The sequence below is a fragment of the Streptomyces sp. NPDC058284 genome (genome assembly GCF_042881135.1).
GTDB lineage: Bacteria > Actinomycetota > Actinomycetes > Streptomycetales > Streptomycetaceae > Streptomyces.
Window position 1 is genome coordinate 278012 of sequence record NZ_JBHVYE010000002.1, and the last position, 14182, is coordinate 292193.

The window sequence follows — 14182 nt, forward strand, 5'->3', positions numbered from 1 at the left end:
GAGGCCTCTGAGGTCCGGTGGGAGGTCAGCCCGGCCCCGAAGCCCCCGAAGCCCCCGAGGCTCCCGGACCGGCGCACATCGCCCTATGCCCTGACTCCCGCCGCGACGGCCCGGGTTCATCGGCGAACAGCTTGGCCAGCGGGCGTACGGCAGCCCGTGCGAGCCACCAGGCGATGAGGAGGGAGAGCAGGAACACGCCCCCGTCCGCGACGAGACGCGCGACGCCCCGGACTTCGGACCGGGCGAGCAGCACCGCGCCGGTCACGCTGGTGAACCAGCCGATCACGACGATGAGCGACACGGGGACCGTCACCGGCACACCGCCGAGGCCCAGCGCCGCGAAGTCGGCGTCCTCGTCAAAGCCGTCCGCGTCGAAGCCGCCGAACAGCACGAGCAGCCAGAAGACGATGACGACCAGGAAGGCGGCGCTGAAGACGACGCCCGGGAAACCCGCGGCCGCGCCGAGCAACTCCCTCATCGTCCGTCCCCCGAACTTTCGCCACCACCGGGCGCGTGCCGGGGTGCCGGGTTCCGCTTCCGGGACCCGGCACCCGAACTCGCCCCCGTTCCTGCCTCCGCCATCCTGACCCGGCACGCGACCGTGGCGCATTGCCGGTGCCCGGCAATCTTTACGCGACGTTGATGCCGGGCAGCGCGGGGGGCGGCGCCCGGATCGCGCCCGGCTTCAGCGGCCGCACAACCTCCAAATGCCGCGCCGCATATGCCGCTCCTTTTGGCCGATCAGCCAAGCATTCACAAGCCACCTATGCGATTGCCTGCCGCAGATGCAAGATGGAGGAGTTGTACGGGGAGTGGCTGCCGCCGCTGCCCCGGCCGGGCCCGAAAGGCGAGTTCCCCATGGCCATGCGCACCCACGACACCAGGACCGAGGCCACCGGCCCCGGGCACCCCTCCCGCTCGGGGCACGCCTCCCACCCCGGGCGCCCTTCCCCCCGCCGCCCCGACGACCGCATCGCCCAAGTCATCGCCCAGGCCCTCGGCGACGCACGCACGGTCCTCAACGTCGGCGCGGGCGTGGGGTCGTACGAGGCGCCGGCGCACTCGATCACCGCGGTCGAGCCCTCACTCGCCATGCGCGCCCGGCGTCCGGCCCGGCTCGCCACCGCCATCGACGCCGTGGCCGAGGACCTCCCCTTCGCCGACGGGCAGTTCGACGCGGCGATGACGCTCTTCAGCGTCCACCAGTGGGCCGACGCCGAAGCCGGGCTGCGCGAGATGCGACGCGTCACCCGCGGCCCCGTCGCCGTACTGACCTGCGACCCCGCACGCGTACGGGACTTCTGGCTCTACGAGTACGCCCCCGACGTCCTGGAGGCCGAAGCCCGCCGCCACCCGTCCCTGGACCGGCTGACGGCAGCGCTCGGCGGCAGCACCACCGTCCGGCCCGTCCCGATCCCCTTGGACTGCACCGACGGTTTCAACGAGGCGTACTACGGCCGCCCCGAGCTCCTCCTCGACCCCGCGGCCCGCCAGGCCTGCCCGGCCTGGAGCTTCGTCGACGACCGCGCCCGGCAGGACTTCGACGCCTCGCTGCGCCGCGCCCTGGGCTCGGGCGCCTGGGACGAGGCCTTCGGCCACCTGCGCAACCGGCCGGTGTACGAGGGCTCACTCGTCCTCCTGCGCGCCACACCATGACGGCGAGCCGCCCGCTTTCCCTTCCTCTTAGCGCTCCCTCTCATGCGGCTCGGACACGGTCGAGTGGCTCGGCCCCGGCCGCTCGGGAGCCGGCGCGGCCGTACCGCCATGGCCGTTGACGAGCCATACGCCGACGAGGAACCCGACGACGAGCAGGACCAGATGCCGGTTCTGCTTCCACCACGACGGCGACTTGGGCTTGGACAGGACGTATTCCACAGGCAGGGGCTTCGACATGACGTTTCCTCCTTCTCTCGTCGGGCGCCTCAAGGGGACGCGGGGGCGCAACAGGCGCCACTACGGGGCGGTTTCGCCTCGTAACGGCTTGTGTTCAAGTGTGGGACACGGGGCGGCTCGGGTTCCACTGGATTAGCGGGGGCACTCAGCCCGGGCAGGCCTTGAACCGGCTGAAGGCGGCCGAAGAGGACAGGGAGTACCCGCGGCTCGGACGATGGGCTAAGATGGATCTTGTTCCTCACGCCGGACTTCCGGTCGGAGGACCGGCGTTGGTCGTCCAAGGAAAGACGCCCCGCTTCCTGCGGGGAAATGCAGGTGCAAGGCCTGCCCAGCGCTCCGGACAAGCCCTGGACTCCATGTGATGGATGGAGTCCAGGGCTTCTGTGTTCCCGGGTGCGGGTTCAGGTGCGGGTGCGGGCACGGGCCCCACAGCTTCCGGCGGCCCCCCGCCCCGACGTACCCACACACTTTCGCTCCGGCGCACGCGTCACACCGCCCCGTGCCACGTGTCCGAAAGGGGGAACACGGAAAAGGGAACGGCAGGTGGCATCCGCGCCGCCGACATGCATGAAGGAGCAGCCCCATGGACATTCCACCGCCTGTGCGCGCGGCACCCGTCCAGCTCCCGCACGGTCGCGGGGCAGGCTCCTCCTCTACGGCAGGGGCCGCCGGTTCCCCCGGTGCTCCCTCCGACTGGGCCCTGCGGCGTACCGCCCTGCGCCGCACCCCCGTGTCGATGTGGGACGACGACGTGTCGGACTGGGCGGCGGCCCTGACGTACTACGCGATACTCGCCCTCCTCCCCGCGCTGCTCGTCACCGTCAGCCTCATCAGCCTCGTCAGCCCCGCCACCACGCAGGCGCTCATCGCCGAGGTCACCGACTGGGCGCCCGCGGAATCGGGCCCCTCCCTGCACTCCGCGCTCAGCGAGATGGCGGACGCGCGTTCCGCGGCGCTCACGGTCGTGATCGCCGGAGCGGTCAGCGCGCTGTGGTCGGCGTCCAGTTACGCGGCCGTGTTCCGGCGGGCGTTGCACGCGATGCACGGCGTCGAGGACGCCAGGCCCGCCTGGCGCAAGGCGCACCGTGTGCTGATGACCGCGCTGACGCTCCTCGCGCTGCTCGCCGCGAGCGCGCTGCTTCTCGTGCTCAGCGGTCCCATCGCCGAGAGTGTGGGGCGGCGCGTCGGCTTCGGTGGGGCGGGGCAGACCGCGTGGGCCGTCATGAGGTGGCCGGCCCTGGTCTGCCTGGTGGCACTGCTCGTCCTCGTGCTCTTCCGCAACGCGCCGCCCGAGGCCAGAGGCTGGCGCCACATTCTGCCCGGCGGGGTGCTGGCCGCACTGCTCTGGTTGCTCTCCTCGGGTCTCTTCACGCTGTACGCGGCCCAGTTCGGCACCTACGGCAAGCTGTACGGCTCCCTCGCGGGCGTCGTCGTCTTCCTGGTCTGGCTGTGGGTGTCCAACCTGGCGCTGCTCGCCGGGGCGCAGTTCACCGTGGAGATGGACCGCGCGCGGGCCGCCGTGCGGTGAGGCGCTTGCGCGCGCCGCCCGGGCACCGGCGCGCGCTGTTCCGGGCGCGCGCCACGCATCAGGTCGCCCGGCTCGGGTAACCGGAGCAGGAACCGGACCCGAGAGGCACGGAGTCGGCATGGGCAGCACATCCTTGGAAGTACTGCTGGACCAGGTGCGGGAACGAGGGGCCTTCGCCAGCCGTCAACAGGCGGCGGGGGCCGTCGAGAACGTACTGGCCATACTGGGCGCCCACTTGGTGGGCGACGACCGCACCGACCTGGCCCGACTGCTGCCCGAGCAGTGCGGGGCCGTGCTGGCGGAGGCGGAGCCGGCCAGTGAGCCGTTGACCCCGCTGGAGTTCGTCGACGCGGTGGCGGCGCGGACCGGTGAGGACACGGCGGAAGCACGGCGCGCGGTCACCGCCGTACTCGGCACTCTCGCGAGGGCGGCGGACGACGCGCTGCTGCGCCGCATCCTCACACAGCTCCCGCCGGGTCACGCGGGCCTGTTCGGCCGCACCGAACCGATCTGACCGACGCCACGGCCGTACGACAGCCGAGAGGCACCGCGCTTCCTGGAGGCACTGATGGCACGGACAGCAGGCCGCTTCAAGAGGAGCGGCGCGCGACCGCGGAGTACGGATACGCGTGCGGGTACGAGCGGGGATACACGTACGGGTACGGCGCCCGGGCGCGCGGCGCCCCTGTCCCCGCTGGCCCGGGCGGTGACCATGCTGGTGGCCTTCGTGGGCATGGTCGCCTTCGCCGTGGTGCTCGCCCGCCTCACGCTGCAGCCCTCGGCGGCCTCGGAGGCGCTGACCCACAGCAACTTCCGCCCGGGCGACTCCATCGACGAGTACCTCGGGCAGCCCGCCTTCCGTGACACCGTCAAGCAGCTCGGCGGGAACATCCTGCTCGGCGTGCCCTTCGGGCTCCTGCTGCCCGTGATGCTCCCCCGCACCCGCGGGCTCGTCCGGGTCGGTCTGGCCACCGCGGTGACCATGGTGCTCGTCGAGCTGGCGCAGGGCGCGTTCGTGACCGGGCGCACCTTCGACATCGACGACGTCATCCTCAACACGGCCGGGGCGCTGCTCGGGTACCTGCTGCTGGGGCGTCGGCTGGGGCGTGCCGTACATCCGCGACGGCACCACTGGTGGCACCGTTTCACCCGGCGCGACGCGGCCGACGCCTGACCGGCAGCCGCTTCTCCTCGCCGGACGGCACAGGCTCTCAGCGTCCCGCCCGCAGCTCGCCGCTCAGGTTGTCGTGCAGTGTGGCGCTGTGCTCGTTCAGGCCGATGATCTCGACCGTCTTGCCGCGCTGTGCGTACTTTCCGGTGACGGTGTCCAGGGCGGCGACCGACGAGGCGTCCCAGATGTGGGCGGAGGTCAGGTCGATGACGATCCTGTCGGGGTCGGTGGCGTAGTCGAACCGGGTGACCAGGTCGTCGGCGGAGGCGAAGAAGAGCGCGCCGGTGACCGAGTAGACGACCCGGGTGCCGTCCGGGTCGACGACCGCCGTGACGTCGGCCAGGTGGGCGACGCGCCTGGCGAAGACGACCGTCGCGGTCACCGTGCCGACGACGACGCCGATGGCGAGGTTGTGCGTGGCGACCACGAACGCGACGGTGACGACCATGACGGCGATCTCCCCGGCGGGCATGCGCTTCAGGGTCTTCGGGGCGATGGAGTGCCAGTCGAAGGTCGCGAAGCACACCATCACCATCACGGCGACCAGGGCCGCCATGGGGATGTCGGAGACGACCGGGCCGAAGACGATGCAGAGCACCATCAGGAAGGCGCCCGCGAGGAACGTCGACAGGCGGGTGCGGGCGCCGGACACGCGTACGTTGATCATCGTCTGGCCGATCATGGCGCAGCCGCCCATCCCGCCGAAGAAGCCGGTGACGATGTTGGCGATGCCCTGGCCGATCGACTCGCGTCTCTTGGAGGAGTGGGTGTCGGTGATGTCGTCGACGAGCTTCGCCGTCATCAGGGACTCCATCAGGCCGACCAGCGCCATCGCGAGGGCATAGGGGGCGACGGTTGTGAGGGTGTCGAGCGTGAAGGGCACGTCGGGCAGGCCCGGCACGGGCAGGGCGGACGGCAGGTCGCCCTTGTCGCCCACGGTCGGCACCGCGATCCCGGCGGCGACCGTGATGGCGGTGAGGATGGCGATGGAGACCAGCGGCGCCGGGACCGCCCTGGTGACCTTCGGGAAGAACACCATGAGGGCCAGGCCGCCGGCGATCAGCGGGTAGACGGGCCAGGGCACGTCGTGCATCTCGGGGACCTGGGCCATGAAGATCAGGATGGCCAGCGCGTTGACGAAGCCGACCATCACGCTGCGCGGCACGAACCGCATCAGCCTGGCCACGCCGAGCGCGCCGAGGACGATCTGGACGACACCCGCGAGGATCACCGCGGCGACCAGGTAGCCGAGGCCGTGCTCGCGGTTGAGCGGGGCGATGACCAGGGCGACCGCGCCGGTCGCCGCGGAGATCATGGCGCGGCGGCCACCGACGACCGAGATGGTGACGGCCATGGTGAAGGACGCGGACAGGCCGATCGCGGGGTCGACCCCGGCGATGATCGAGAACGAGATCGCCTCGGGGATCAGCGCGAGCGCGACGACCAGGCCGCCCAGGATCTCGGTGCGCCAGACCTTCGGGTCGGACAGCCAGTCGGGGCGCAGGCCGCGCAGCCGGGCGGCCGGGGAGAGTGCGGGGGAGGGCAAGAGAAGCGGAACCTGTCGTACTCGGGCACACACGGCGTCACCGAGGGAGCGGCAGCGGAGTGCGTGCGGAACAGCGCGGAGGGCCGGGGCGCAGCGGATCTGTTGAGTGACCGGCGATCAGCGATCAGCGAGACCGGCGGCTCGCGATCAGCGATCAGCGACCCGTCATGCGCGACGAATACATACTATCCGCCGCATGAAGTCGCTCGGCGCCGCGGAGCGCGTCGCCGACCTGCGCGAGCGGCTGAGCCGGGCGGAGGAGACGCAAACGGCCATCACGCCATTGCGTTATGGGCAATGGGCAACTTGCCCCGGAATGGCCACGCGAAGGAACGAATTCGCTCGTCGACCGTGCAGGTCCAGTTATGTCGAGCGTTTGACCGTGCATGTCCGCCAAGGACCTTTCGCACGCCTCCTTTGCACCACGTTGTCCTCCACAAACGCCATACATAAAGGGTGGGTCCATGCTGAGATTTCCCGGATTCGACTCTCGGTCCGACGCTCGTCGAGACGCGCACCGACACGCACGCCGACACCCTCATCGGCCCGCCTCCGTCGCCAGCCGCCGTTTCCGTTTCCGGCTGACGCTCGGGGTCGCGCTCGCCGCCATGGCGTGCACCTCGGCCGCGGCCTCCGCCGAGCCGCCCCCGCATCCGCGTCCGGACCGGCAGCCGCAGTCACACGCGCGGCCACATGAGCAATCGGCGGCGAAGGGCACACCCGGCAAGGGTTTCCCCATGCGTATCGTCGCGTACGTGGCCAACAGTGGCTCGGCGACCGCTTCCTCCTTCGACGTCCGCCTGGAGAGGGCCGTCACCACCACGGCGGTGGGCAACGGGCCGACGGGCGTGGGCTCGGCCCCCGACGGCTCCCGCGTCTATGTGGCGAACGGCCTTTCCGACACGGTCTCCTTCATCGACACCACCAGTCATGAAGTCGTGGCGACCGTTCCGGTCGGTTCATATCCGTTCTCGGCCTTTCCCAGCCGTGACGGGCGGCAGGTGTTCGCGGCGAACTGGGGCAGCGACAACGTGTCCGTCATCGACACGGCCAGCCGTAAAGTCATCGCGACGCCTCGGGTCGGTGAACTCCCGCACAGCGTCGCCACCCTGCCCGACGGGACCGCTCTCGTCACCAACAGCGGCACCAACAACGTCACCGTGCTGTCCAAGGCGTACGAGCCCGTCGCCCAGATTCCTGTGGGCGATTTCCCCAGCGGAATCAGTGCCACCGCGAAGGGGGACACGGTGTATGTCGCCAACACGGGTTCCGGCAGCATTTCCGTCATCAACGCCTCCACCCGCCAGGTGACCGCCACCTGGCCGGTCGGCAAGGCGCCGCTCGGCCTCGGCGTCAGCCCCGACGGACGGCGGCTGTACGCCGCGGACTCGGGGGCCGATACGTTGCTCGTCATCGACACGACGACCGGTCAGGTCCTGGCCCGCGTGCCGGTGGGCAAGACACCGCAGGGCGTCGCGGTCAGTCCGGGCGGCAGCCGGGTCTGGGTCACCAACGAGGACTCCGACACCGTCTCCGTGGTCGACCCGACGCTCACGAAGGTGCGGGCGACCCTGAAGACGGGGCACAACCCCGAGGGTGTGGCGATCAGCCCCAGGTGAAGGCCCGCCTTGAAGCCGAGGGGCGTGCGAGACTTCCCCCATGGACATGGGCCGCGAGTCGCGCTGGGAGAAGGATGCGATGACCGTCGAGATCATGTTCGCGCTCGTGAGCGCGCTGGTCGTCGGGCTCCTCGTGTTCGGTGCGGTGATGGCCCCCGGCCTGTTCTGGGATCTGTCACCGCGTCTCGGCAAGGGGCTGCGGTGGACCGGCGGGGCACTGGGCCTCGGAGCAGCTGTGTGGCAGGTGGTGCGCGTGCTGCGACGGCACGACCAGGAGCGGCGCGTCGGACGCTGAGGTCCGCGCGGGGCGGGGGCCCCGCACCAGCAGGCTCCGCGCGGGCAGGCCACGCCGCCGCACCAGCAGGGTCCGCGCGGGCAGGCCGCGTCGCACCAGCAGCCGCCCCGTCCGAAGCACCGCCGACGGCGAGAAGTTCGGGAGCATCAGGAGCACCATGCCCGTCGCGCTGACGAACAGCAGCCCCAGCAGGAGGAGCCTCGCTCCCCCGCCCGCGGCGACCGCCACCGTGCCGAAGGCGAACAGCGCCGCCCAGGCGTACATGATCAGTACGGCGCGGCGGTGCGAGTGGCCGATCTGCAGCAACCGGTGGTGCAGGTGCCCCTTGTCGGCCGCGAACGGCGACTGCCCGCGCCACGTGCGCCTGACGAACGCCAGCACGAGGTCGCTCACGGGAAGGGCGAGAACGGTCAGGGGCAGCAGCAGGGGGATGTAGAGCGGCACCATCACCTTGTTGGCCTCGTGCGTGCCGCCCGCCGCCTGGACGAACAAGGACGCGTCCACCTGGCCGGTCAGCGAGATGGCGCACCCGGCGAGGACGGTGCCGATCAGCATCGAACCGGAATCGCCCATGAAAATGCGCGCCGGGTGCACGTTGTGCGGCAGGAAGCCCAGGCACATGCCGACGAGAACGGCGGAGAGCAGCGCCGCGGGCTGGGCCGCCTCAATGCCGTATCCGAACACCAGGCGGTAGCTGTGCATGAGGAATGCCGCGGCCGCGATGCAGATCATGCCCGCCGCGAGCCCGTCGAGGCCGTCGACGAAGTTGACGGCGTTGATGGTGATGACGATCAGCGCGACCGTCAGCAGCGAGCCCTGCACCTGGTCGAGATAGAGCGTGCCGTAGCCGGGGATGGGCAGCCAGAGGATGACGAGTCCCTTGTAGACCATCACTCCGGCGGCGATGACCTGCCCGCCGAGCTTGATGAACGCGTCGAGTTCGAACTTGTCGTCCAGGACGCCGACCAGCCAGATCACCGAGGCGCCGCCGAGGAGTGCCTGGGGCTGGCCGGTGGGGAAGACGTCTGCGAGGCCCGGCAGCCGGGCGGCGACGAGCAGGCCCGCGCACAGACCGCAGAACATGGCGATACCGCCCAGGCGAGGCGTGGGCACGCGGTGCACGTCGCGTGCCCGGACCGCGGGAGCGGCCCCGGCGACGATCGCGAATTTCCTCACCGGCCCGGTGAGGAGACAGGTGACGGCCGCGACCACGCACAGAGTCAGAAGTAAATCCCGCACAGCATCCTTGCCCGAGTTCGGTGGGTGTACGGGGCACCACCCTAATCGGCCTGCGCGGGAGGCCTGTCAGGAGCCTTGTACGGCGTCCGACGGGTCCGAGACGGAAGCCGGTGCCGTGCGGGGCGCGCCGATGCTCACGCGAGGTACGGCAGCCTGTCGTGGCGGACGGGATGGGCAAAGCCGTCCCCCGCGGCCCAGCGGCGCACCTCGTCGACGGCGCGTTCGGCCAGGCGCCGCCACTCGTTGCCCTGGGAGCCCGCGATGTGCGGGGTGAGCAGGGCATGCTCGCAGTCCCACAACGGGTGGTCCCGCGGCAGGAGTTCGGGGTCGGTCACATCGAGCACGGCGCGGACGCGGCTCGCGGTGACGGCCTCGGTGAGCGCCGCCTGGTCGACTACGGCGCCGCGGGCGGTGTTGATGAGCACGGCGCCGGGGCGCATGGCGGCGAGCAGCTCGCGGCCGACCAGGCCGTGCGTGGCGGGCAGCAGCGGGGTGTGCACGCTCACGGTGTCGCTCTCCGCGAAGAGTGCGCCGAGCGGCACGAGTTCCGCGCCGAGCGCGGCGGCCTCGTCGTCCGACACGTACGGGTCGTGGAGCAGTACCCGCAGGTCGTACGGGCGCAGCAGCTCGATGACGCGGCGGCCGATCAGCGAGGCGGAGAGGATGCCCACGGTGCGGCGGTAGTTTCCGGTGCTCCGAGGAGTGCGCGCCCAGTCCACCTCGGTGCGCGCGGCGCGGAACTCGCGGGCGCTCTCCAGGACCCGTTTGCCGGTGAGCAGGATCATCGCGACGGTGTACTCGGCGACGGGCAGCGCGTTGGCCGCGGCGGCCGAGGACACCTCGATGCCGCGCTCCCAGCACGCGTCGGTGACGTGGGCGCGGATGGACCCCGCGGTGTGGACGACGGCGCGCAGGGCCGGGGCGTGGGCGAGCACGTCGGCGGTGAGCGGCGGGCAGCCCCAGCCGGTGACGAGGAGTTCGGTGCCGGCGAGCACGGCCCGCGCGCGTTCGGTGGCGAAGTCGTCCAGTGCGGGTGGCGGCTCGAGCAGGGTGGCCTCGGCGAGCGAGGCGAGGGCCGGCGGTTCGAGGACGGCCTCGGCCGCCTTCTGCGACATGGCGAGTGCGGCGCGGGGCCTGGCGAGTGCGGCGCGGGGCCGGTGGGACGGTGACATCTTCCTCCTCGCGGAGCGGGCGGGCGAGCGGGCGGTGCGACGGCACGACGCTACGGCTCGCCGGAGCCCCATGGCGTGTCCCGAGCCGGTCGGCCGCTCTGCGCATCCCGACTATGCACGGCATGTATACGCCCGATGTATAGTGATCGCATGCCAGCCTCGAACACGCACTCCCCCCGCAAGACGACGCTCTCCCCCCGGAGGTTGCGTCGCACCGCCTCCGTCCTCGCGGCGGGCGCGGCCCTCACCCTCGCGGTGACGGGGTGCACCAAGCTCGACACCACTTCGCCCAGCACCGTGCGCAAGGACGCCGTGAACCTGAAGGCGGCCGATCAGGGTGATCTGGGCACCGTCGACTGCCGCAAGGCCAAGTGCGTGGCGCTCACCTTCGACGCCGGCCCCAGCGAGAACACGCCCAGGCTCCTCAAGATCCTCAAGGAGAAGCAGGTCCACGCCACCTTCTTCACGCTCGGCAAGAACCACATCGAGAAGTACCCCGAGCTCGTGAAGCAGATGGACGCCGAGGGCCACGAGGTCGCCAGCCACACCTGGTCCCACAAGATCCTGACGAAGGTCGACGCCGCGGAGGCGCGCAAGGAGCTCGAGCGCCCCAACAAGGCGATCGAGAAGCTCATAGGCAAGAAGCCGACGCTGATGCGCCCGCCGCAGGGCCGCACCAACGACGACGTCAACAAGCTCTCCAAGGAGCTCGGCCTCGCGGAGATCCTGTGGACCGTCACCGCCAAGGACTACACGACCAATGACTCCAAGCTGATCCAGCAGCGGGTCGTCGACCAGACGAAGCGGGACGGCATCATCCTGCTGCACGACATCTACAAGGGCACCGTGCCCGCCGTCCCCGGCGTCATCGACGAGCTGAAGAAGCGGGGCTACGTCTTCGTGACGGTGCCGCAGCTGCTCGCCCCGGGCAAGGCCGAGCCGGGCAAGGTCTACCGCTAGGACGCGTCCGCAAAGTAGGGGCACCCGCACGCTTGCCAAGATGAATACCCCGCTGGCTCCGCCCACTTCGCAGACGCGACCTAGCGATTGAGAAGTTGCGTGTGCGCCAGTTCGGCGTAGAGAGCGTCATGTTCCATGAGTTCGCTGTGCGTGCCGATCGCTCGTACGCATCCCGCCTCCATGACGATGATCCGGTCGGCCGTGATGACAGTGGAGAGCCGGTGGGCGATCACCAGCACGGTGGTGCTGCGGGCGGCGTCAATGATCGTGTTGCGCAATGCCGCCTCATTGGCCGCATCGAGTTGGGAGGTGACCTCGTCCATCAGGAGCAGTCTCGGGCGGCGCAGCAGAGCACGGGCGATCGCCACCCGCTGTCGCTCGCCTCCCGAGAGGCGGCTGCCGCGGTGGCCGACGTCGGTATCCAGCCCGAGGGGAAGGCGTTCCGTCGAGGTGTCCAGCCGCGCCATACGCAGCACTTGGGCGAGTTCTTCGCCGGAAGGGTCGGTGGCTCCGAGCACCAGGTTGTCCCGCAGTGTGCCGGCGAGGACGGGGGTGTCCTGTTCGACGTAGCCGATGGATGCGCGGAGCCGGCTCAGAGGCCACTGCCGTATGTCCTTGCCACCCAGGAGGATGCACCCGGCGTCAGGTTCGTAGAATCGCTCGATCAGAGAGAAGACGGTGGTCTTGCCTGCGCCGGACGGGCCCACGATCGCCGTCAGCCCGCCGTTGGGCACCGTGAAGGAGACCTCGTGGTGCACCCTGGGCAGTCCGGGGCGGTAGGAGAAACGGACTTGACGGAAAGTCACGTCGAGTGCTGATTGGCAGCCTTCGGCGGCCGTGTCGGAGGAGTCTCCCCTCGCTGTCGCTCCCCGTGCATGCACGGCTGCGTGCTCAGGTTCCAGCTGTTCGGCCTCAAGCGACTCGATCTGCTCGATGCGGACAGCCGCGGCGGATCCGACCTGGAACTGGCTGACTCCTTCGACGAGTTGGCCGATGCGGGGAGCGAGGGCGAAGAGATACAACAGGAAGGCGACCAGGGTGGAGACGCTGATGGTGCCGGAAGCGACCCGTGCGCCTCCCACCCCGAGCACGACGAGGAAGCACACCTGAACGACCACCGCCGACGCTGTGGCGGACACCGCCTCCCACACCGCGGCCCGCATGCCTCTGCGGCGGGCGTGTTCGGCCGCACGGCGCAGCGCTTGGGCCTCCCAGTGCTCGGCGCCCGAGGCCTTGACCGTGCGAAAGGCCCCCAGGACACGCTCCAGGGCGCCCCCGATGTGGCCCACCGCGTCCTGCGTCTGCCGGGTGGCGCGGCCGATGCGCGGAGCCACGACCGCGATGATGACGCCGACGAACGCGATCACGCCGAGAGTGACGCAGAGCAGCACGGCGTCGAGGAACCCCATGATGACGACGGTCGCGGCGGTGACCAGCGTGCCGGTGACGGCGGCGGACACCGCCTGGGGCGCGGTCTGGCGCAGCAGCGTCGTATCGGAGGTGACGCGGGCGATCAGGTCGCCCGGTTCGGTGCGCTCCACCACGGGCACCCGCAGGCGCAGCAGCCGCTCGGTCAGCCGGCACCGGGCGGCACAGATCATGGACTCGGCCGACCACTGCAACACGTAGTGTCCCAGCCCCGCCAGCACCGCGCCGACGACCACCAGCAGGCTGAGCACGAGGACGGGGCCGGCGGCCGGCTGTCCATGACTCATGCCGTCCACCACACGCTTGGCCGCCAGGGGCTGGGCCAGACCCAGGACACTGCCGACCAGTCCCAGCAGGACACCTGCGGCGATGCGCCAACGCTGCGGGCGCAGATGGGTCATCAGCGCTCGCTGCGCCGCCCAGGAGCGGCCGGGACCCGTGTTCTCGTCAGGCGCATCGGAGCCGTCGGCGGGGCCGGTGGAGGGCCGGGGGTCCTCGATGCCGGGGGCCGTGGTCATCGGCTCATTCCACGGTGAAGAAGCGCTGGAAGTATGTGGGCGAGGCGTCTTCGCCCACGAGGACACCCTCGGCTTCCACCCAGGCGTGGGCGGCGAACGGCGGCCGGCTGCGCACGCCCACGCACCAGGTGGGCCACTGGCCGTACCACCGGCAGAGCAGCACAGTGGCCAGGGACCTCGGAAGGCATCCCTTCTGTCCGCCGGCGGCCAGGCTTACGGCGAGTACCGTCTTCCGGGCCATTTCCGCCTCGGGGAGGGTGGCGGGCCGGGCGCCGCGACGCAGTCCGGCCAGGATGGTGCGGATGCGTCCTGGTGGCAGGGCGGCCAGTACATGGGCACAGCCCACGGCCACCCGGGCGGCGAAACGGCGTGCCGCCGGCACGGAACGCGGGTCGAAGGGGAGAGCTTCCGGGGTCGTCATGCGTGCCTCTTCCGTCGCAGGAGGGCGGGGTGCGGGGAAACGCTGGGCGTAGGGAGGCGAAGCGTCGGAAGGCCCACAGGAGTCTGACCGCGGGCCGTGTCCTTCGCATGCGGGCGCTATGTGGTGAGGAGCCCCGCGGAGCGCAACTCGCCGACGATGGCGTCCACATCCTTGGCTGCTTCCTCGGTGTCGACGTCGTCGTACTGCGTGGTGAGCGCCTCGACGGCCCGCTCCGCGCCGCAGGCACGACCGTCCAGCAGAGTTCGCAGGACGAGGGCCGCCGTCGGGTTGAGGGTCCAGTATTCGGCGCTCTTCTGATCGAGCAGCGCCATGCCGTATTCGGTCTCGGTCAGCAGGACTCCAGGCCTCAAGGCGTGCACCGGGATCACCTC

The 14182-nt window shown here is 70.7% G+C and carries 15 protein-coding genes; 7 read left to right on the top strand and 8 right to left on the bottom strand.

The features are described 5' to 3' along the window. Positions 1 to 25 precede the first annotated feature (25 nt). Entirely contained in the window at positions 26 to 478 is a 453-nt protein-coding gene (locus tag ACFVYR_RS04520; protein ID WP_384248400.1) for a hypothetical protein, read from the bottom strand. A gap of 380 nt (positions 479 to 858) precedes the next feature. Here ACFVYR_RS04520 and ACFVYR_RS04525 point away from each other — a divergent pair, with 380 nt between their 5' ends. Then, the gene (locus ACFVYR_RS04525; RefSeq protein WP_389611260.1) at positions 859 to 1656 is read left to right on the top strand and encodes a class I SAM-dependent methyltransferase; all 798 of its coding nucleotides are present in this window, start codon (positions 859 to 861) and stop codon (positions 1654 to 1656) included. A gap of 27 nt (positions 1657 to 1683) precedes the next feature. Here the strand turns inward: ACFVYR_RS04525 and ACFVYR_RS04530 are convergent, their stop codons facing one another. Beyond that, the gene (locus tag ACFVYR_RS04530; RefSeq protein WP_384248402.1) at positions 1684 to 1893 is read right to left on the bottom strand and encodes a hypothetical protein; all 210 of its coding nucleotides are present in this window, start codon (positions 1891 to 1893) and stop codon (positions 1684 to 1686) included. A 583-nt stretch (positions 1894 to 2476) separates the two neighbouring features. On the opposite strand from ACFVYR_RS04530, the gene ACFVYR_RS04535 reads away from it, so the two are divergent. The 3 genes from ACFVYR_RS04535 (at position 2477) to ACFVYR_RS04545 (ending at position 4595) form a co-directional block, all read left to right on the top strand. Then, positions 2477 to 3421, top strand: coding sequence for a YihY/virulence factor BrkB family protein (locus tag ACFVYR_RS04535; RefSeq protein WP_384248404.1), 945 nt, complete (start codon positions 2477 to 2479; stop codon positions 3419 to 3421). A gap of 118 nt (positions 3422 to 3539) precedes the next feature. After that, complete coding sequence (locus ACFVYR_RS04540; RefSeq protein WP_384248405.1) at positions 3540 to 3935, top strand: DUF2267 domain-containing protein; 396 nt, start codon at positions 3540 to 3542, stop codon at positions 3933 to 3935. Positions 3936 to 3989: 54 nt separating this feature from the next. After that, a complete protein-coding gene (locus tag ACFVYR_RS04545) occupies positions 3990 to 4595 on the top strand; it encodes a VanZ family protein (RefSeq protein ID WP_384248407.1) in 606 nt (201 codons plus the stop codon). 37 nt (positions 4596 to 4632) lie between these two features. On the opposite strand, the gene ACFVYR_RS04550 is transcribed toward ACFVYR_RS04545, so the two are convergent. Continuing rightward, a complete protein-coding gene (locus tag ACFVYR_RS04550) occupies positions 4633 to 6138 on the bottom strand; it encodes a SulP family inorganic anion transporter (RefSeq protein WP_384248408.1) in 1506 nt (501 codons plus the stop codon). Between the two features lie 737 nt (positions 6139 to 6875). Here ACFVYR_RS04550 and ACFVYR_RS04555 point away from each other — a divergent pair. Together ACFVYR_RS04555 and ACFVYR_RS04560 are read left to right on the top strand one after the other, a co-directional pair. After that, positions 6876 to 7757, top strand: a complete 882-nt coding sequence (locus ACFVYR_RS04555; protein ID WP_384248410.1) for a beta-propeller fold lactonase family protein — start codon at positions 6876 to 6878, stop codon at positions 7755 to 7757. 40 nt (positions 7758 to 7797) lie between these two features. Then, positions 7798 to 8052, top strand: a complete 255-nt coding sequence (locus ACFVYR_RS04560; protein ID WP_384248411.1) for a DUF6332 family protein — start codon at positions 7798 to 7800, stop codon at positions 8050 to 8052. On the opposite strand, the gene ACFVYR_RS04565 is transcribed toward ACFVYR_RS04560, so the two are convergent. Further along, complete coding sequence (locus ACFVYR_RS04565; RefSeq protein WP_384248412.1) at positions 7933 to 9291, bottom strand: MraY family glycosyltransferase; 1359 nt, start codon at positions 9289 to 9291, stop codon at positions 7933 to 7935. The genes ACFVYR_RS04560 and ACFVYR_RS04565 overlap by 120 nt on opposite strands. 134 nt (positions 9292 to 9425) lie before the next feature. After that, the gene (locus ACFVYR_RS04570; protein WP_384248413.1) at positions 9426 to 10463 is read right to left on the bottom strand and encodes a hydroxyacid dehydrogenase; all 1038 of its coding nucleotides are present in this window, start codon (positions 10461 to 10463) and stop codon (positions 9426 to 9428) included. Between the two features lie 150 nt (positions 10464 to 10613). On the opposite strand from ACFVYR_RS04570, the gene ACFVYR_RS04575 reads away from it, so the two are divergent. Then, a complete protein-coding gene (locus ACFVYR_RS04575; RefSeq protein ID WP_384248414.1) occupies positions 10614 to 11423 on the top strand; it encodes a polysaccharide deacetylase family protein in 810 nt (269 codons plus the stop codon). A gap of 80 nt (positions 11424 to 11503) precedes the next feature. Here the strand turns inward: ACFVYR_RS04575 and ACFVYR_RS04580 are convergent, their stop codons facing one another. From ACFVYR_RS04580 to ACFVYR_RS04590, 3 genes are all read right to left on the bottom strand, one after another. Continuing rightward, entirely contained in the window at positions 11504 to 13369 is a 1866-nt protein-coding gene (locus ACFVYR_RS04580) for an ABC transporter ATP-binding protein (protein ID WP_384248416.1), read from the bottom strand. A 4-nt stretch (positions 13370 to 13373) separates the two neighbouring features. After that, positions 13374 to 13790: a lasso peptide biosynthesis B2 protein gene (locus ACFVYR_RS04585; RefSeq protein ID WP_384248418.1), complete on the bottom strand. Its 417-nt coding sequence runs from the start codon at positions 13788 to 13790 to the stop codon at positions 13374 to 13376. 116 nt (positions 13791 to 13906) lie between these two features. After that, positions 13907 to 14170 carry a lasso peptide biosynthesis PqqD family chaperone gene (locus ACFVYR_RS04590; protein WP_384248420.1) on the bottom strand — a complete coding sequence of 88 codons (264 nt, stop codon included), beginning with the start codon at positions 14168 to 14170 and terminating at the stop codon, positions 13907 to 13909. Between the last annotated feature and the right edge of the window lie 12 nt (positions 14171 to 14182).